General features: G+C 69.8%; 7 protein-coding genes (1 of these 7 only partly in view). 6 read left to right on the top strand and 1 reads right to left on the bottom strand.

Features of this window, described 5'->3' with window-relative positions; all coding sequences use genetic code 11:
* Nucleotides 1-35 precede the first annotated feature (35 nt).
* From G361_RS0130445 to G361_RS0130430, 4 genes are all read left to right on the top strand, one after another.
* Complete coding sequence (locus G361_RS0130445) at nt 36-764, top strand: MerR family transcriptional regulator (RefSeq protein WP_019930926.1); 729 nt, start codon at nt 36-38, stop codon at nt 762-764.
* Between the two features lie 162 nt (nt 765-926).
* The gene (locus G361_RS0130440; RefSeq protein ID WP_019930925.1) at nt 927-1,463 is read left to right on the top strand and encodes a hypothetical protein; all 537 of its coding nucleotides are present in this window, start codon (nt 927-929) and stop codon (nt 1,461-1,463) included.
* Between the two features lie 147 nt (nt 1,464-1,610).
* A complete protein-coding gene (locus tag G361_RS0130435; protein WP_026343694.1) occupies nt 1,611-2,186 on the top strand; it encodes a dihydrofolate reductase family protein in 576 nt (191 codons plus the stop codon).
* 161 nt (nt 2,187-2,347) lie between these two features.
* The gene (locus G361_RS0130430) at nt 2,348-4,846 is read left to right on the top strand and encodes a LuxR C-terminal-related transcriptional regulator (RefSeq protein ID WP_019930923.1); all 2,499 of its coding nucleotides are present in this window, start codon (nt 2,348-2,350) and stop codon (nt 4,844-4,846) included.
* Nucleotides 4,847-4,863: 17 nt separating this feature from the next.
* Here G361_RS0130430 and G361_RS0130425 read toward each other — a convergent pair whose 3' ends face one another.
* Nucleotides 4,864-5,304 carry a hypothetical protein gene (locus G361_RS0130425; protein WP_026343693.1) on the bottom strand — a complete coding sequence of 147 codons (441 nt, stop codon included), beginning with the start codon at nt 5,302-5,304 and terminating at the stop codon, nt 4,864-4,866.
* Between the two features lie 179 nt (nt 5,305-5,483).
* Between G361_RS0130425 and G361_RS0130420 the strand changes: the two genes are divergently transcribed.
* Nucleotides 5,484-6,557 carry a phage tail tip lysozyme gene (locus G361_RS0130420; RefSeq protein WP_019930922.1) on the top strand — a complete coding sequence of 358 codons (1,074 nt, stop codon included), beginning with the start codon at nt 5,484-5,486 and terminating at the stop codon, nt 6,555-6,557.
* A gap of 207 nt (nt 6,558-6,764) precedes the next feature.
* Nucleotides 6,765-19,651, top strand: the start of a protein-coding gene (locus G361_RS45455) for a GntR family transcriptional regulator (protein ID WP_019930921.1). Its footprint extends 46,732 nt past the window's final position; only the first 12,887 of its 59,619 coding nucleotides appear in the window; its start codon is at nt 6,765-6,767; its stop codon lies beyond the right edge, outside the window.

Raw genomic sequence — 19,651 nt, 5'->3', positions numbered from 1 at the left:
GGCCGACACTCGTTTCGGTGTGGTTTCCTGTACGTATGCAGCGGGGTGACGAATACACGATCGATGAACTCGCGCGGGCCGCCGGGACGACGGTCCGCAGTGTGCGGGTCTACCACGAGCGCGGCGTGCTACCGCCGCCTCAGGTGAAGGGGCGGACGGGGTTCTACGGGCCGGATCATCTGAACCGGGTACGCACCATCAGCCGGCTGCTGGACCGCGGGATCAAGCTGAACGGCATCAAGGAACTGCTCAACGCGTGGGACCGCGGTGACGACCTCGGCCACATCCTCGGGGTCGCCGATACACCGGAAACCGCCGGTACGCCGGACAACGGCACGATCACCGCCACCGAGCTGGAGCAGCGCTACCGCGGCGTACCCAGCGGGCTGGCCCGGGTCGTCGCGCTCGGCCTCTACGAGCCGGTGGACGCCACGATGTACCGGGTGGCCGACCCGCAGCCGGTCCGGGCCCTGGACCGGATGGTCGACGTGGGCGTCCCGGTCGCGGAGGCGCTGCTCGAGATCGAGAAGCTGCACGCCGACTGCGATCGTGTCGCGCGCCGGTTCGCGGACCTGTTCCAGCGCACCGGCTGGGTCGCCTACCAGCAGTCCGATCGCGGCCCCACCGACCGGGCGATCCTCCAGGCGCAGCTGGACGTGATCCGGGCGGCGCCGGTCCAGGCCGGATCCGAGCTGATCGGCCGGTTGCTCACGCACTATCTGCAGCAGGACAGCGACGTCGCGGAGACCCTGGCGCAGGCCTGACCACGGCTGTCGCGGGTGCTCCGGCACCCAGGCTCCCAGCAGTGGGAAAATCCCGTCGACAACGTGCCGCTGAGTAGCGGTACATTAATCGGGTACAACCTCCGTGACGGCCTGACGGGTAACGGCACACACGGAGGCCCCCAGATCGACACGGAGTCCCTGATGAGCAACAGCACCGCAGGCCCGACCTTCATCCGACGAACCTTTTCCAGTCTTCGCGTCCTGGCACTGCTGGTAGCGGTCGTCGCGTCCGTACTCGGCGTCGGCCTCGGCCTCGGTGGCATGTCGACCCGCGCCGCCGCGGGCGGCCTGCCCTGCCAGTGGGCCGGTGACGACTACGACCAGGGCGCCACCGTCTACGCCGGCGGCTGGTCCTTCACCTGTGGCGTGGCCTTCCCGGGTGTGCGGTGGAACCGCGCCCCCGCGCCGGGCCACCACAGCACCGTGCCGAATCCGGGCGCGGACGAGTACGCGGCCAACGGTTTCAGCCTCGGCGCGTGGCAGCCGGGCACCTCCTTCTTCGACTTCTGCGTCGCCGATGCCGTGATGTCCGGCGCCGACTACGTCTTCGAGGCGGTGCCGTTCAACAACAGCGTGTTCTGGCGCGCGGTCGGCGGCATCAACCAGTGGTCCGATGCGAACCGGCACCAGTACCAGTGGTGGAGCGGCCGGTCCTGCGTCGACGGCATCCTGATGTAGCAGAACCCTTCTCCCGGAACGGAATCCGGGTGGCGGATCCCCGGCGGTGGACCTACTTAAGTAGGTCCACCGCCGGCTGCGGATGCGCGCTCGGCCCGAAAGGAGCACAATCGTCTTTCCGACGTGGGGAAAGACGGGCTGCGATTGATGGGATGCGTAACACTCTGGATGCAGATGTCGCTCGACGGTTTCGCGGAGGGCGCCGATCAGCAGGTGCACTGGCCCGTCGTCGACGAGGAACTGTGCGCCTCACATCTGGACGAATTGCGCGCCGCCGATCTGTTCCTCTACGGCCGTAAGACCTTCGACATCATGGCGGGCTTCTGGCCCACGGCCGACCGCGACCCCGCGATCTCCCCGTTCTACGTCGACTTCGCCGCCTGCTGGAAGCAGAAGCCGAAGCTCGTGTTCTCCCGGACCCTGCGCCGCGCGGACTGGAACACCCGGGTGGTCGCCGACCGGCTGGTCGCGGAGGTGTCGGCGCTGCGGGCCGAATCCGGGCTGCGGATGGTCCTGTTCGGCGGCGCCGAGATCGCCTCGGAATTCCTGCGGCACGGCCTGGTCGACGAGTACCGGCTGTTCGTCCATCCGATCCGGCTCGGCGGCGGGGTGCCGCTGTTCCCGGCCACCGTCGACACCACCGGTCTGCGCCTGGTCGACGTCACCACCTTCGACAGCGCGGTCGTCGGAATGCACTATCGCCAACCGGCTTCCGCGGCTTAGCGGTTCTCGGCCGTGACCCCGGACCGGGCGGAGGTCCGGGCCCGGCGACCGGAAACAGCTGGATGATCATTGTGGGCCCGGTGCGCGGCCGGTCGTGATGCCCGGTGTGAAACGACTATTCGCGGGCGTTCGGCCCGCGCGTCGACTAACTTCGGTTAGTTGTGGCGGTAGGTGGTGATGACATTCCCGCAGCGGCCGCCGGTGGATTCATCGGCAGGAAGCTGGAATTGGACCGGCTCGATGCCCTGCTGTCCGGGGGCGCCCGGCTGATCACACTCACCGGTCCCGGCGGCATCGGCAAGACCCGGCTGGCGGCGGAGGCGGCGGGCCGGGTGCATCGGCGCGATCACGTCCCGGTGTTCTGGGCGGCGCTGGCCGAACTCGTGGCCGGCTCGGTCATCGAGGAGACGGTGCGCTCGGCGGCGTCGATCGATCCCGCGGCCGGGCATCGGATGGAATCGGGGGTGCCGTCGGTGACCGGCGGCGACCCCGAGGATCATCGAATCCTGGTGCTGGACAACTGCGAACACGTCCTCTACGAGGTCGGCGCGACCATCACCGCGTTGCTGGAGGCGGTGCCCGGCCTGACCGTCCTGGCCACCAGCCGGGAGCCGATCGGCTGGGTGGACGAGTATCTGGTCGCGGTGCCGCCGCTGTCGGTGGCGCATTCGGTGCAGTTGTTCCAGCAGCGGATGCAGCTCACCGGCCGCACCGTCACCGACGAGGACCAGTGGGAGGCCATCGAGGACATCTGCCGGCGCGTCGATCACAATCCGCTGTTCATCCGCCTCGCCGCCGCCCGGCTGCGGTATCAGCCGCCGGCGACGGTACTGCGCGAACTCAGCGGCGATCACGACGATCAGCGGTTGCGCTGGTCGCACGGCCCGCGGCTGGGGGTCGAGGCGCGCCACCGCGGCGTCTACGACGTGGTGGCCTGGTCCTTCGATCTGTGCGGCCCGCAGGAACAGCTGCTGCTGGAACGGTTGTCGACGTTCGCGGCCGGCTACGTCACCGACGACGAGCAGACCCTGCGCAACGGCATCACCGCCGAGGCCGCCATCGCGGTGTGCGCGGACGAGGAACTGCCCGCGGCGGTGGTGCAGTCGCTGCTGGAGCGGCTCGCCGAATGTTCGCTGCTGTCCACGCATCTGAGTTCCGATGTCGCGCAGTGGTATCTGGTGGAGAGCGTGCGAGTGTTCGCGCGGGACCGGCTGTCCCGGCGCGACCCGGACGACGCCGCCCGCACCGCCGCCCGGCACCGCCGCTACTGGCGCGACAAACTCGTTGCGGGACAATTCGTCTGGGACAAGCCGCAGGACCAGACCTGGCTGGACCGATCGCAGTCGGGCTGGGACGACATCTTCGTGGCGGTCGAGAGCGGGCTCGGCGATCCGGTCGAGGCGGTGGTCGGACTGGAGATAGCCACCGCGCTGCTGTGGATGTGGGTTCCGTTCGTGACCGTCGACGGGCCGGCGCTGACCCGGCTCACCGAGCACGCGCTGACCGCCACCGCCCCGGCGGGTCTGGCCTCGCTGGATCTGCGCCTGGGCGCGATGGCGGTCCTGGGCTGGATCGCGTTGTGGGAGGGCCGGGTCGGCGCGGCCGGCCGGCTGCTCGACGCGGCCGCCACGGCCTGCGGCCCGCTGCCGCCGGACTGGCGCGAGGCGCCGGAGCGGGATATGGGCCTGCCCGCGCCGGTGGAGTGGATGTGGGGGACCGAGCTGATGCTGACCCGCCGCGACACCCGCGCGGTCGCGGTGCTCGCGCGGGCCCGGGACAAGTTCACGGTGTCCGGGGACCGGACCGGGTCCGAGGTCAGCGCCATGCTGGTCGCCATCGCCTCGGCCTTCACCGCCGAGGGGCCGGTGGCGCTGGCGGCCACCGCGAACTATCTGGAGCGGGCGCGGGCGTCGGGCTCGGATCTGACCCGGGCCTGGGCGATGCTCGCGCGCGCGGTCGCGCTGGCCAAGAACGGCCGCACCGAGGAGTCCTTCGACCTGACCGGCGATGTCCTGGAACATCATCTGATCGACGGCGACATGTGGACGGCCAGCCTCGCGGTCGGCGCCCGTATCGCGGCGATGACGGCCGAACTGGCCGGATACGCGGCCGCCGACGCCGGCGGCGGGCCGGAGGCGCTGCGGGTCGCGACCCGGGTGGCGCAACTGGTGGGCGCCCTGCGCACCTGTCACCGGGTGATGGGGGTGGCGATCGATCAGATCCCGCTGCTGTCCATCGAGATCGAGCTGGCCGCACAGGTTTCCGCGGCGCTGCTGGGTGCGCCGGCGTACGCGGCGGCGGAGAACCAGGGCGCGCGGCTGCGGCCGGAATTCGATCAGCTGCGGCAGTACGGGCTGCAGCCGCAGTCCGCCGACGAGGCGTTCACTGCCGACGAGCCCACCCGCTGGACGGTGCTGTCCCGGGCCGAGCGCGATGTCGCGATCCTGGCCGCGGCGGGCTGGTCCAACAGCGCCATCGCGGCCCGCCGCCGCAGTTCCGTGCGCACGGTGGACGCTCAGGTGGCCACCATCCGGCAGAAGCTGATGATCAACTCGCGCACCGAGATCGTGGGATACGTGCCCGCGGACCTGGCCGAGCGGATGCGGTTGGAGGCGCAGCGCCGGCCCCGCCGCGGTACGCGGCGCGCCGGAACCGGCTAGGACCCGGCGCACCGCGGTCAGTGCGAGCCGAGAAAGAAGTTGTGGAGGTTGTTCAGCGCCGCGTCGACCGGGTTGCTCGGCGGCGGGGGCGGAGCGACCGGCGGCGGGACGACCGGCTGGCCGTTGTCATAGCCGTTGCCGGTGCCGTGGCCGACCTGGCTGCTGTCCCGGTTGCCCACCCCGCTGCCGTGCAGCGTCCCGTTCTGGTCGCCGACGACATGGCTGTTGCCGTTCTGGTCGCCGACGACGTGACTGCTGCCGTTCTGGTCGCCGACCGCGTGGCTGTTGCCGTGACTGTCGCCGACGCTGTAGCCGTTGCTCCCGCCCACGTTGCTGTGCCCGCCCCCGAATCCCCCGGTGGCGAACGACACGCCCTTGAAGCCGGCCGGAACCACCACCAGCGACCCGGCGATGGCGGTGGCGACCGCGATTTTCTTGGCTCTGTTAGAGAGGGCCATGACTGCTTCTTCCCTGTGCTGTGCCGGCCGGCTCGGAGTCGGTGTTCCCGAGCCGTTCATCGTGCCGTCAGATAACGGTACATCGAATGTGGAGCCAATGTGCGATGACTACCCAGTGCTGGGAATGACCGATACTCGGGTCTGAACGGACGTTTCGTGAGAAGTGGGGTGTTGCGCGGATGGGTGTGAACGACCCGCACTTCCACGAGGTCGAGCTCGTGCCGCCCTCGCACGCGTCGTCCGGTCTCAAACAGCTGACCGCCCTGGTCGAGGCCTGGCTGCAGGATTCGGTCGATCTGCTCGGCCGGGACGATCCGAAGAAGCCCCCGGACCTGATCGGGCAGCTCGTGGACGGGAAGCTGGCGACCGAGAGCGCCGGGCAAGCCCAGATGGCCAGCGACTACGGCGACAAGAAAGCGCAGCTCACGGCGCTGACGACCAAGCTGACGACCCAGGACGACGGGGTTCGCACCAAGACCTACGAGGCCGGGCAGATCGCGAACGACACCTGGACGACGATCAAGGGCCGGATCGACGATCTGAAGGGCGTCCTGACCGATCCGAAGAACAACGAGGCGGTCCAGGATCCGGACACGCACGCATGGTATCTACCGGCCGCGACCGAGGCGAGGGTGCGGACCGCCCTGCTCACGTGCGTCACGGATGTCTCCCACGATCTCGACACTGCTTGGAACAAGTTCCAGGCCTATGCCCAGGCCGTCGCCGATGCCAATCCGGAGAGTCACGGCGGCTCGGCGCCTCCGCCGTCGGATGCCTCCGGTGAGCCGACGGGTGGCCCGGTCACGGCCGAGGAGATCTCCGGCGGACAGAAGGTCACGGCCAAGGCGATCTACGACTATTTGATCGAGCACTACCACCTGACGCCCGCGCAGGCCGCCGGCATCGTCGGCAATATGCAGACCGAGTCCAGTTTCAACACCGGCGCCTGGAATTCCGCGGAGGGCGCGCTCGGCCTGTGTCAGTGGGAGGGTGGCCGGTTGTCGGCGCTGAAGGCATACGCCAAGGCGCAGGGCAAGCCGATCACCGACTGGCAGACCCAGGTCGATTTCATGATGAGCGAGATGCACGGCGGCGAATCGCAGGCGTGGTCGGCACTGCAGTCGGCGGGTACGCCCGCGGCCGCCGCGGCCGCCTTCGATCAGTACTACGAACGCAGCGCGGGTACCTCACGCAATCAGCGGATGGCGAACGCGACCAATCTCGCCTCCCAATTCGCCACCGTCGCGGCGTGAACCCGGCGGCTCCGCGGCTGCCCGGCTCACCGACCGAACTTGCCAATTGTGGGAAAGGTGTCGGCAAGCTCGTTGTTGCATGATGTTCATCGACCAGTGTTACCCGTGATTTCCGGACCGGATCTCCAGCGGTATGGGAACGAGGAGATCGCGTGATTCGGCAAGCCCTGTCGGGGTGATCCGATGAATTTGCCGTCAGATTTTCCGATGGGTCTGGCAGAGGCCGTGCTGGGGCCGCGGCTGCACGGGCACCCGAACGGGCTGCGGGGAGTCGGCGATGGGTGGTCGGCCTCGGCGGAGTCGCTGAAAGCGCATGCCACGGAGCTGGATTCCGCGATCGCCGCGCTGGGTTCGGCGGGCTCCGGCGCCACGGTTTCGGGGATCGTCGCAGCGGCCGAGCAGCAGGCCCGCGAGATCCGGCAGATGGCCGACTACGCCGACAGCATGGCGAAACAATGCTACGAGGTCGCCAACGATATCGAGTTCGGCCTGCTGACGTGGGACGGCATGGCGGTCGTGATCGTCACCAACCTGGCGGTCGACGCGCTGATGCTGCAGGCGGGAGCGATGAAGGCGGCGGCCGATCGCACGGCTGCCCGGACCGGGTGGCAGCGATTCTTCCTGCAACTGCTGGATCGGATCTTCGGGAAAGGCCTGACCTATCAGGCCACTCGGGCCGGAATGCTCGTACATGCCACGGTGGCCGGCGGGGTCTGGATGGGCGCGGTCCAGCTGGGGGCGGAGGAGATCCAGATCCTGGAGGGGCACCGGGATCACCTGGACATGGCGCCGATCCGGCAGGGAATTCTGGCCGGCGCCGCAGGCGGCCTCGGCGGCGCGGCGGTGGGCATGCTGGCGGGACCGTCGCTGATGCGCTTCGTGGCCGCCCGGATCGAACGCCCGGTGCTCGCGACGGTGCTGTCGACGCTCACGGTGGCGGCCCTGGGCGGTGTCGGTGGCGCGGCCGCGATGGCGGCGGTCGAGGTGAAGACCGGGCAACTCGAATCCTTCTGGAGCAAGGAGACGCTGCACCTGCTGATGACCGGCTTCGCCGGCGGTGTGGTCGGTAGTTCGGTGCATGCCGGGGGCGCCGTGCACGCCGCGAATGCCGGAAATGCCGCGAGTGCCACGGGTGTCGGGGGCGCCACGACGAACACAACTGCGCCGCCGCGGGTTTCGCAGCCGACCGGCGAACGGATCGTGATCCCGGACGAGTCGTCGATCGACAAGAACTTCTTCGCTCGCGTTCCAGCGGGAGCGCGCGAGAATGGTTCTGTGACAACGGATTCGGTGTCACCGGGCGGTGTGGTCGCCGATACCGCCCACGACGGCGCCGCAGCGGTTCCGGGCTCGCGGCCCGCCGCCGGCGATCCGAAGTCGACTGCCCCACCGGAAAAGTCGATTCCGACTGCGGCGGCCGAAGACTCCGGGCCGGTATCCGCCCAGCCCGACACCGGGGCCGGAGAACCGGGCAATCCCGCACCGCTTGCCGAAACTCCTACGAACACAGGCACTGTCGAGGTCGTACGCCCGAACGACAGCGGTACGGCGGATGTTCCGGCCGGCCCTGCACCGAGATCCGAGGTGGTGCGATCGCCCGACCCGGTGACGACACCCGACAACAGCGGGCCCGATGCGGTGACCACGACCCCGCCGGTGAACGCGGACCCGAGGCCCGGCGCGAACGAGCGGGCGCCCCAGCGGCCGGCCGCGCGGCCGGAGGTCACCGCCGAAACAACCACGCCCGCAGCGGTTGTGGCTTCCGATGCGCAGGCACCGCGACGCACCGGCGCGACGACCGCCGAGCCCGATGCCGAAACGGCCCGTGCCGGAACCACTGTCGAGTCCGGCGAACCCGGTACGGAGCCGGCCGGTGCCGTCGACGAGACGGCAGAGGTCGCGGTGGACGACGATGCGCCGACGCAGCACACCAGGGCCGAAGACGATGGGGCCACACCGACTCGCGGCCCCCGGCCGGGTGCCGAGGAGGGTGACGGCGTCGCGCCGACTCGCGGCCCCCGGCCCGGCTCCGAGGAAAGTGGTCGCGAACATCCCGTAGGCGAGGAGAACGAGGCCGAGCAGACACCCGCGGCGGTGCTCGTATCCGATGCGGAGCAATCGGCTGGGGAGGTCGAACAGCGCCCCGCGAACCGGTCCGCCCGGTCGGCCACCGAGGTCCGGTCTGTCACCGAAACACTCACGCGGACAGGGGATTCGGCACAGCAACCCGTTCCGGCCGGAGTGGGTGCGGTCGCGGCCGACACGCCGCGGGGCCGGGCTCCGGCTGTCGGCGCAGGCCCGGCCGGCGGTGATGCCCCGCCGGCCGGAGAGGTAGCCGGCCCGGCCCGCGCCGGTGACGAGGTGTCGGGTCGTGAGACCGGGGTGGCCCGGCCGCGGCCCGAGGAGAATCCGGGTGTGCGACCGGAGCGCGGTGACGGTTCCGATTCCGGGCCCCGCGATACCGGTTCCGGCCGCGACGACACCGGCGGTGGTCGCCCGGACCGGGAGCAGTCCGCGGGGCGTGACGACGGGACGGCCCGTACCGGTGAGTCGCGGGACAATTCCGAGGAGGAGGCGGGCCCGCAGCACGAACGCGGCGATTCGGACAGCGGTACAGCGCGCGGCGCCCATCCGGACCCGGACGAGCCGGGTTCGCCCGAATCGCTCGCGGACCATTACCGAACGCAGGCCGAACAGGTTCTCGAGGATTTCGGCGCGCGCGACTGGGGATCGGTGTCCGACGAACAGTTGTCGGACATGCTGCTGCACGGTGACGACCAGGAAGCGATGCTGGCCGTCCTGGAGGCCATCCGGCGCGAGGACGGCAAGGTGCTGCGGTGGACACAGGTGATGGGCACGCTGGCGATGGTGGACGGGCACCCCATCGATATGCGGGCCGGGGAGGGCAAATCGCTGGTATTTCTGGCGGCCGGCGCGTTGACGGCACGGCGTACCGGATTCGTCCACGTGTACACCACACTGGATTCCCTGGCCGGCCGGGACTTCCAGCATTTCGCCCGCGTCCTGGGTAAATACGGCTTCGACGTCTCGCGAATGCAGAGCGACGGACCCAATGTCCAACCGCGGGACGGACATCCGGGCATCGCCATCGGCCTGCTCGAGGAACTGGCGTTCGCCGAGATGAAGGGCTTTCCGATCTCCGGTGAGCATGTCCTGATCGACGAAATGGATGCGGCGCTGGTACACAGCCGCTCCAGTTTCATCATCTCCGACGGTGTCGGCGCACAGGCCGACGTGGCGACCGGGCACCAGGTGGAGACGGCGAAGAAATTCCTGGAGGAACTGCTCGGCAACGATGCCCACGGCACGCGGATCCCGAATGCCGAGAAGATCCTGTCCGAGGCGGATTTCGGGCGCGCGCCGGGACAGGTGGGTGGTCCGGCCCGGCTGACCCCGGAAGGTTCCGCCAAGGTCCAGGAGTATCTCGGACGGGAGATGACTCCCGCCGAGCAGCATCGGCTGGCGATGGCCGCCTCGGCGAAATGGGAGTTCGTGAAGGGCGACCACTATCTGGTGTTCGACCACCCCGAACGCGGCAAGATGATCGTCATCCTGAACGAGTCCGGCAAACCGATGATCGATGTCGCGAAATCCTCCGAGAGCCGCTGGAACAACGGGCTGGCACAGGCGGTCGAGGCCGAGGAGGCCGCGGCCGGTGTGCAGATCCGAGCCGATTCGGATTCCTCGCAGAGCCGTACGGTGCCGGAGTTGATGGCGAGAATGGAGACCAAGGTAGGGGCGTCGGGCACGAACGAGGACGTGCAGCCGAATCTGGTGAACGATTTCGGCACGAAGGATGTCGTCAAGATTCCCGCGTTCCAGGCGTCCCAATTGCTGGAAGCGGTGCCGTGGGCGGTCGAGACGCACGCGGAGAAAGTGGATCTCGTTCTCGGGGATATCCAGCTCATGCACGAGAGCGAGCGACCGGTCCTGGCGATCTGCCCGCGCAACAGCGATGTCGCGAGATACAAGACCGGGCTGGACGATCTCGGCGTGGAGAGCGTCGCCGTCGACGGTGACTGGTTCCTGGCGCACCATGCCACCTGGGAAGAGGATCTGCAGGCGATCTTCGACGAGGCCGGTGGCAAGGGCAAGGTCCTGATCATCAATCTGCAGGGTGCGCGCGGAGTGGACATCCCGGTGTCCCCGGAGGTGAACGCGCTCGGTGGCCTGCACGTGATGATCACCAGCTGGTCGGCCGCGGATCCGGTGCTCGCCAAGACGAATTTCATCCAGGCGGCGTATCGCACCGCGCGCAACGGCGGCAACGGCAGTGTGCAGGTGTACATGTCGAAGGACGATCTCTTCCTGTCCCCCGACCCGAACGTGCAGATCGCGGTCATCCAGTATGCCGATGCCGCAACGGAATACAGTGTCGACCCGACCCGGGAGGCGCGCCACGGCCTGGAAGCGGCGGAGCTCGGCGTGCGAAAACTGGTGCCGACGATCAATCCGGATGTCGAGCACACGATTCCGCTGTTCAACGGGGCCGACCGGCAACAGCCCAACGCGCCGCCGATCGCGATATCCGGTGCCGCCGTCACCGATCGGCGACCCGACGCGCCGCCGGACGTGACACCCGTTGCCGTTCGGCAAATCAACGCGCCGCCGGCCACGACATCCGGCGCCACCACTGCCGATCAGCCGGATTCGCCGACGGAACAGACTGCGCAGCAGGTCGTTTCGCCGGACGGAAAGCCGGTGCCGGCCGATGCCGATACCGCCCCGAACACGTCGCAGGTGGTGGCCGACGGTACCCGGGAGGCCGACTCGCCGGGCACTCCGGACGGCGTCGGCGAGAACACCTCGTCCCCGGACCGGCTTTCCGGGCACGGTGCCGCACGCGACGACGCACCCTCGGCCATTGCGGCACAGCATGATTCGAGTACACCGCCGCGAGACGATCCGGCGGCAGCTGCCACAGCCGCACCGGACTCGCCGCCGACATCCGCGCCGGGCCGGTCGGCGCCCGGATCGGGAAATCCGGCGGAACCCGATGCGTCCGAACCGGACTCGGTCACCACCGAAGCCGCTGCGGCGGGCACCGGGCAGTCCGAAGGGCCTCGGGCCGCGGTGGTGGCCGACGCGGAGCCGGACGATTCCCCGGTGGCAGAAGATCCGTCCACAACGGCGGCGGAGCGCACCACTGTGGCGGTCGGGCCGGGCCGGGCACATCCGGACGCCTCGGAAATCGTTGCTACTGGCGATGATTCGACTCGAGTTGACACCTCGCCCGCCGAGACCGAGGGTGCGCCGGCCGCGCCGTCGGCAGTCACCGATCTCGAAATCCTGGGCGCGCTACTGGCACCCACGCAGGACACCGAGCTGGCGGCGCAGCTGTCGGTGACCCTCGCCGAGTTGCGCGACATCATGGCGTCGTTCGCCCGCAGACTCGGCGTTCGCCCCACCCGCCCCGCGCTCGCCGCCGCCGCGGTGCAACGCGGCCTCCTGCACGTCACCCTGCCGGAGCCGAGACGCCGGGCCGCTCAGGAACTGTCCGCCGAGGAATTCGCGATTCTGGCACTGTTCGCCGAGGGTGCGTCCGGTGCGCAGGTGGCGCAGGCGCTCGGTACTTCTCCTCAGCTGATCCGAGCTCACCTCGCCGAGATCGAGCGGAAGCTGGAAACCCGGCATCTGGTGCATTCGGTCGCGGTCGTCTCGGCCGCGGGCCTGTTCGACGGGCTGCTGCCCGCGGCCGGCCGGTCCGCCGACGAGCAGCTGGGTGAGGCCGAGACACAACCCGTTCCGAGCCTGTCGGCGACGATCGCCACATTGCCGAGCATGTTGGCGGCGACCGCCCACGAACTCGGGGCATCGCCGGACCGTCCCGCGCTGGCGGCCGCCATGGTGCAACGCGGTCTGCTACAAGTGGATGCGTCGGAGACGGCACGTGCGGTCATCGAGGCGTTGTCCGCAGCGGACTTCGTGATCCTGGCCTTGGCAGCCCAGGACCTGGACCCGGAGCAGACAGCGCAGTTGCTGGGTGTGGCGCCCGAGATCGTCCGGAATCGCACGGCCGAGATCGTCCGGAAGCTGCCCGCGGGTAGCCGCGTGGGTTCGATGGAGGGCCCTGCCGCTGCGGAAACCGCTGTCGCGATGGACGATCGGGAGCCGGTCCGGCAGTTCGTCCCGGTCGCCGGGAGCCGTGGTTCCGCCGATCCCCCGACGCCTCAGGGGTTTTCGCGCAACGGGTTCGACGGGGACGACCCGATCACGCCCACGGCGTCCGAACTCCGGGATCTCGTCGCCGGCGGGGACGAGCGCGCGATCGTGGAGCTCGAGCGGTGGTTCGCGGCGGCGATCGCGGAGGCCGGCCGAGCGTGGGCGGCGGAGCAGAGTCGGCTGCTCGGAGATCTGCGCGGGGCGATACCGACGGATCCGTTCGACCGCGAGACAACCGTGACCGGCGGCGACGCAACCACATCCGAGCAGCCGTTCGACATGGGCGAGGTGATCAGGAACTGCGCGATTCAGGTCTCTCGCGTGTTCCGTGCCCTTCACGGCACCACCCTCGCCGGACCCGAACCCGACGACACCGATCCGGCGTGGGCGGCGGAGGGCAACTGGCGGATCTTCGAGGACAGCATCGGTGCCCAGCTCGCGGAGACCGGGCCGCGGCCTCGGCCCGGTAGTGCCGATCCGATGGCCGCTGTCGCCGAGGACATCCGGTCCGGTAAGGACGGCACCGACACCGCCGTCGTCGTCGTCGACGACGGCCGGAAAGCCCATGCCTACCTCATCACGAATGTCGAGGGCGCACTGCTCGTTTTCGACACCCTGATCGATCAGCCGGATCCGGATATCCCGCGCGTCCGCAACTATGACGGTGACCGAAACGGCGACAACGCATGGCAACCCCGTTACCGGAATTTCCGGAAAGCCTTCGTCGCCCGTTACCGGACCACCGACGGTGTGCTCGTTCACGTTCCCGAGCGGGACGGCGATCACGTACCGCGGATTCGTGAACCGGAGATCAGCACGATCGCGGGCGAGCCCGGTGCGGACGAAGGTTCCGCATTCTGGCGTTTCGTGCGGGCCGACCGGAGCTTCCGCCGGCTCATGGAAGCGGGCCTGGTCACGGATGCGGGTGACCGGATCATGGAGTCGTCCATGCCGTTGCTGCTCCTGGAGCAGTCCGGTCCGGGGGTGGCCGGCGTGGTCGCGATGGCGAACCAGATCGCGCATATGGTCGCCGCGCCGGTCTCCGGATACATGGCGGATTTCCACGAGATCCGACGGACGCTGCGTGTCAGTCAGGCGATGGGTTTGGCGGCCGCGACGACCGCCGGCACCGCCGTGGCCACCGGTTCTCCGTACATGATCCCGATCCTCGTCGGCACGGGATTCGTCGAGGCGTTCGCCACCACTCTCTATACCGCCAGCTCCGGCCGGGCTCGCAAAGCGATACTGGGCGACGACGAGGAACTACAGCGAGGTCAGGCCCGCTTCAGCTCCAATCAGCAGAACCTGACACGAATTGCGGGGACGAGTCTCGGCCCCATCCTGCTGAGGGCCGCCAACTTCCTTCCCTTCGTGATCAACGGGGCGTCCTACGTATGGAACCTGGCAACCCTGGCGAATTTGCGAAGTATTCCGGTCACGAGCCGGCCCGATATGGAGAAGCTCTGGACCAGTTTCCGGACCGGTCTTCGCGTCGGCGCCGAAACCATTCGCAGCAACCGGGTGCTGCAGGACACCAGCATCAATCAGACCGTTTCCAATCTGTACCTGGGAATGGGATCGCTCTACCTGAACTCGACGATCGCGAACTCCGGCCTCCCCGGGTGGCAGGTCGGAGCGGCATTGCTGCTGATTCCGGTCGGAGGTCTGACCGGGAACTCGGTACCCACGAAGTGGCTGGAGAAGGCCGGAATCCAGACGATGATGTCCGTCCGGCTGCTCGGCCTGGTGGGGACGGCCGTGGTGCAGGCGACCACCACGAATCCCTGGTTGGCCGCGGGAGCGTTGGGTGCCGGATGGACGGGACTGGGCGCGGGCGGTGTCGCCGTGAGTACCTACCGCAACCGCGTCATCCCGATGGAGGTGTGGGGGCGAGCGACGTCCCTCAACACCGTGGGGAACCGGGCCGCCTCGGCGCTGGGCGGCGGCTTCGCCGGCGCCATGCTGTCGATCATGGGTGCACAGCCGGTGGGCTGGACCATCGCCGCGACCTTCGGCACCGCCGCGGCAGCCACCCTGGCACGGCAATACCGGGCTGCGGAGCGTCTCCGGGACCTGTTCCGCCGGCGGCGGAAGGTCGCCGAGGCATTGCTGACCTGTATGGAGCAGGTCGCGGCGGTGGCAGCTGCGGTCGGTATCCGCGGCGCGGCGAAACTTGAACCAGGGCAAGACAATTGGCGCCACCTCCGGAATGCTCTCACGCCCGGCGCCGCGCTCGCCGGCCGCGCCCGGTTCATCGCCGCCGACCTGCGACCCGGTCCCGACCCGCTCGCCCACATCATCGAGGACGTCCGGGCCGGCCGCGCGGAGGCCGCCGTAGTCCTGCTCGACAGCGGTGTCGACCACGGTGACACCATGCATTCCTACTTCGTCACCAAGGTGGGGGACGAGGTCGTCGTCTTCGATACCAATGTCGAGGAACCCGAGCGTGCCGACTCCGGAGACCCCGATGCCGCCGCGGACGAACCACGTCGCATTCCGCGGGTCCGCATCTACGACCCGCTCGCGGGGTCCGGTGAGCAGGGCGAAGACGGCGAGGAGCCACACATCCCGTGGAAACAATCCTTCGGGCACATCGAAGAGGCCTTCGTCGCCTACTTCGCCCTCGACGACGAGGACAATCTCGTACCGAGTGAGTACGGATCCGACTCGGGTGCGAGACCACGCGAGGGCAAGATCACCGGCCGGCCGCCGGCACTCACCGGTGGGGGGATCTTCGGCGATATCGCGGCAGCGCTGGCGGTCTACCCGGCGTCCGCCGCGGCGGACGATGCCGGCGCGGCGCAACCGGATGCGGTGGGGCCCGGATCGTCTGCGGAACAGGCCGATTCGGACGCGAGCCCGCCGACGTCCGGTGCCGGAGGTGGCGGGAATTCCGGGGGAACGCCGGCCTCCGGTTCGGAGATGCCGGACGGGTGGAGCGAGTTCGAACCGTCCGCTGAGCTGGCGGACGCGGTCGCCGCCCTCCGCAATGTGGCCGGGCAGAGCACCGAAGCGGCCTCGGCCGCACGGCATGTGGTTGCCGAGCGCGCCGCGGCGGAGCTGGTGGCGGCGACGGTGGAACAGGGTGGCCGGCAGCTGCGGCCCGGATGGGTGCTCGCCGACGGCGTCTCGCCCCGGCTGGAGCTGTTCGTGCCCGTCGGCGTGGTGTCACCGCTGTCCGGTGCGGTACGAGAACGCCTTGCCGAGAATGGATTCGAGGTGGTCGAGCGCCGGATCGACATCCGCTTCGATGGCGACGGCCGTGGCCGGGTGCTGGTGTCCGACGATCCGGCGACACCCATCCGGCAACAGGAACAGGTGCAGCGGCTGCGCCGAGCCCGGGAACAGCTCGATCGAATGCCTTGGGCGAGCGACGAATCGGCCGCCTCCGGCGAATGGACCGAATCGTCCGCGGCGCCCGGCCACATCGATCCGGCGCGCGCGGCCTGGGTCGCCGCCGTGGAGAACGGGATTCGCTCCTTCACCACCGAATACGGTGCGACGCTGGACGATCTGCTCGCCGCGCCGTCGTGGTCGCTCACGCAGGAGCGCCGCAGCCGGGAGCTGCTGCATCGCCTGGAGATGTTGCAGCGGTATCGCGTCGAGGCGCGGACGCAGGCAGCGGCGGCCGCCGCCGGGACCGTACTGCCCGCGCCCGGCGCGCCGGGCGCGGGCAGTACGCAGATCGCCGAGGACGGCGTGCTGCGCGTGTCCGTACCGTTGGCGTACCCGTGGACCGTGTTCACCACCGATGCCGCACGAGCCAGCCTGGCGGCCTACGGAATTCGGCGGATCGAATTCACCCGCACGGACGTGGCACCGGACGGTACGGTGCGGATCACCGAATGGGACAGTGACGTTCCGGACGCGGCACCGGCACTCGACCGCGCCGGTGCCGGTCGGCGGTTGGACGAGATCCTGGCACCGCATCTCGACCGCGTCCACGAACACGGCTTCCCCCACCCGGACCGGCAACTCCGATCGCGTCGCAGCGTATGGAACAAGTATCTGGAGACCGCGCAACGCGACGTCGCCGCGCGGGCGACCGGCGCCGGCAGCGCGGCGATCGACTCGGCGCGGCCGGAACTGCACGCCGTCCTGTGGACGGTGGTCACCGAAATCGGCGAAGCGGCCGGGCGCACCGCCGACGACCTCTGGGACGAGACCGATGCCAGGTACGGCGCCCTGCCGGAAATGGAGTCCGCGGCCTGGTTCGGGGCGCTGCGCGAGGATCTGAACCGGGAATTTTCCGAGCCCGGCGTGGGTGCCGAAATCGGGCTCGCCGCAGGCGTTTCCAGCGATCCACAGGCGGCGGTGGCGGTCGCCGCCGCCCGGCGCGGCGGCATTCCGATCGACTCCGGTTCGGCCGACAGCTGGGTGTTCGTCGGCGGCACACCCCGGCTCGAGGTGTACACGGCCGGTGCGCCGGACGGAACCTCCGCGGAATTGCTGGAGGCGCTGGCCGTACAGGGACTGTCCGTCGTCGTGTACCAGGTGCGGATCGAGAACGGGGAGATCCGGACCGTTCCCGCGGCGGCGTCCGAAACCACGCTGGCGAATCTGCTGCTGTTCCAGCACGACCAATGGGCTCGCCTGTACAGCTCGGTGCGCGCGGCCGAATCTCGTGGGGCTCCCGAATTCGGCCGCGTGGCGGCACCACCCGCCGGCGCGGAGTTCTGGACACGGTCGGACGGCCGCGCCACCGGGCCGGTCGTGCCGCAGTCGGCGCAGGTGACGAGCCTCGAGCAGGCCCTGCGCGCGGTCGCGGAACGGGTGCGCCGGATCCGCGCCGGACTGCCGAGTCCGGAGCATTGGACCACCGCCGAGCAGCGCACGGTCCGGCTGGAACTGGCCGAACTGGAGGCGCTGCTGGATGCCCGCGGTCCGTCGCGGACGATGGCGGCGATGGTCGCGGCCGCGCAATTGCTGCGGGCGTCCGTCGCGGAACATCCGCCGGTGTGGACGTCGCGCTTCGCGGCGCTGACCGAGGACGGCACGCTGCGGGTGATCGCGCCGCGGGCCGCGGCCTGGGAACTGTTCCCCGCCGCCGCATTACCGGACCTGGCCCGCAACGGGGTCCGGCGCATCGTCCATCAGCAGGTGGATGTCGACGCCGACGGTTCGATCCACCTCACCGAATGGCAGGCGAGCGATTTCGCCGGCGACGCGGCCGCGACCCCGCGCGAACCGGGGTACGACTCGCTGTACCGGGCGATGGACCGATTGGACGAATTCCTGCGCGATTCCGGTGCTCTCGCACCGGACCGGCTCGATTCGCTCCGACGGGAACATCCCGAATTGCTGCGCGGCGCGCGGCGTGAGTTCGTCGAGCGCGCCACCAGGCTCCGCCTGGCCGACTGGGCGATGGATACACGCGAAGCGGCCGAGGTGGCGGCCTGTACCGCGGAACTCGTCGCTCGCGCCGGGTCCGCGGCCGAGGCCGACCGGTTGCTCGGCGATCTGCGGGACCACGACGCGCGGATGTGGCTGTTCGTGTCCGACGCGCTGCGGACCCGGTGGCTGCGCACGATACGCGCGGCACTGGCCGGGGCACACGGTGCGCACCCGATGGACTGGACCGCCGCGCTGGCGGCGATCCGGGCCAGGGCGCTGCCGGCGGGGCAACGGGCCGAACTGCCGGACCATCGATGGCGTCACGAGCCGGAACCGGATGTCGTCGGTCCGGCGGACGAATGGCGCACCCTCCGTGCGTTTCTCAACCTCGACGAGGTCGGCCGCGCGGTGTTCGTGCGTGACGCGCCCGACTGGGTGCTCGGCGCGTTGCCGGCCGGGTGGCGTGATCACGTGCTGCGCCAACGGCTTTCCTACGCCGTCGCCGCGTTCGCGGCGATGGACGCCGACGGTGTGTGGCCGCAACGGTCGTGGAGCGGAAGCCTTTCCGCGAATGTCCAAGGGCTGCTGTTGGAATCCCACCTCCGATCGATTCTCACCGCTGCCGGCCACGGCGACATCGAGTCGGCGGCACGGATGCTGCCGGGACAGGTCGATCTGGCGAATCATGTCGTCTCCGAGGCGAACCGGAACAGCGCCACACCCGGTTCCCTGTACGCGCTGGATGCCGACGGCGGTACCGCGCTGGCCTACGGCGACCTCGAGCGGGCGCCCCGGCTGCGCGTGCTGATCGTCGATCCCGCGGCCCCGAACGCACCCGCGGACGCGGTGGAATCCGCGCTGCGGCAGGCGGCCGGCGAGGCCGGCGAGAACACCGCCGTGCTGTTGTGGGTGGCCGGTCCCGAGGCCCGGAACCCGGTGCAGCGCTGGGCCGATCAGGTCATCGCGCTGCACCGCCGGCGCGAATTCTATCGACGCGCCTATGGTGTCCCGCTCCCGGAAACGACCGTCGTCCCGTTGTCCGGAGCGGAGACGATCCACGGCGTGCGCCGGCGGTTCGACCACGGTGAGCCGGTCGCCGAGCCCGCGCCGACGGCGGTGCCCGCCACCGAGTTCCCCATTCCGGGACTGTCTCCCGGCGCGGAGACGGTCCCGGCGGATCGGGCGGGATCGCGCAGATACGTCCCGCCGGCCGACGCCCAGGCACGAATCCGGGAGATTCTCGCCGCGGCGCCGGCCGGATCGCGGTCGGCGCGTACCGCGGCGGAGGCGGTCGCGGTAGCCGCGGTCGCCGCCGATCGTGGCGTGACGACCCAGCCGGACGAGGCGGCGGGCTGGGTGGCGGTGCTCGTCGACGGCGTGCCCGAACGTATCGAGTTGTTCGCGGGCCCGGACGCCGTGGTCGACCCGCGTCTGCTCGACCTGCCGGACACCCCGGTGATCGTCCGGCGGGTGGCGGTCGACGCGGACGGTTCGGTGTGGGTCGGCGAGCTTCCCGGCGTGGTGGGCGAGCAGCACGACGCGTTGCGGCAGCAGCTGGAACAGGCCGTGGCGGCCAC

This window comes from Nocardia sp. BMG111209, from assembly GCF_000381925.1.
In the GTDB taxonomy this organism is placed as follows: Bacteria; Actinomycetota; Actinomycetes; order Mycobacteriales; family Mycobacteriaceae; genus Nocardia.
The sequence above is the reverse complement of the archived record's forward strand: the minus strand, read 5'-3'. Positions and strand labels throughout refer to the sequence as shown.

Coding starts and splice junctions, on each gene's coding strand:
- G361_RS0130440 (WP_019930925.1), top strand. CDS start 927: ATGAGCAACAGCACCGCAGGCCCGACCTTCATCCGACGAACCTTTTCC.
- G361_RS0130435 (WP_026343694.1), top strand. CDS start 1,611: ATGGGATGCGTAACACTCTGGATGCAGATGTCGCTCGACGGTTTCGCG.
- G361_RS0130420 (WP_019930922.1), top strand. CDS start 5,484: ATGGGTGTGAACGACCCGCACTTCCACGAGGTCGAGCTCGTGCCGCCC.
- G361_RS0130425 (WP_026343693.1), bottom strand. CDS start 5,304: ATGGCCCTCTCTAACAGAGCCAAGAAAATCGCGGTCGCCACCGCCATC.
- G361_RS0130445 (WP_019930926.1), top strand. CDS start 36: ATGCAGCGGGGTGACGAATACACGATCGATGAACTCGCGCGGGCCGCC.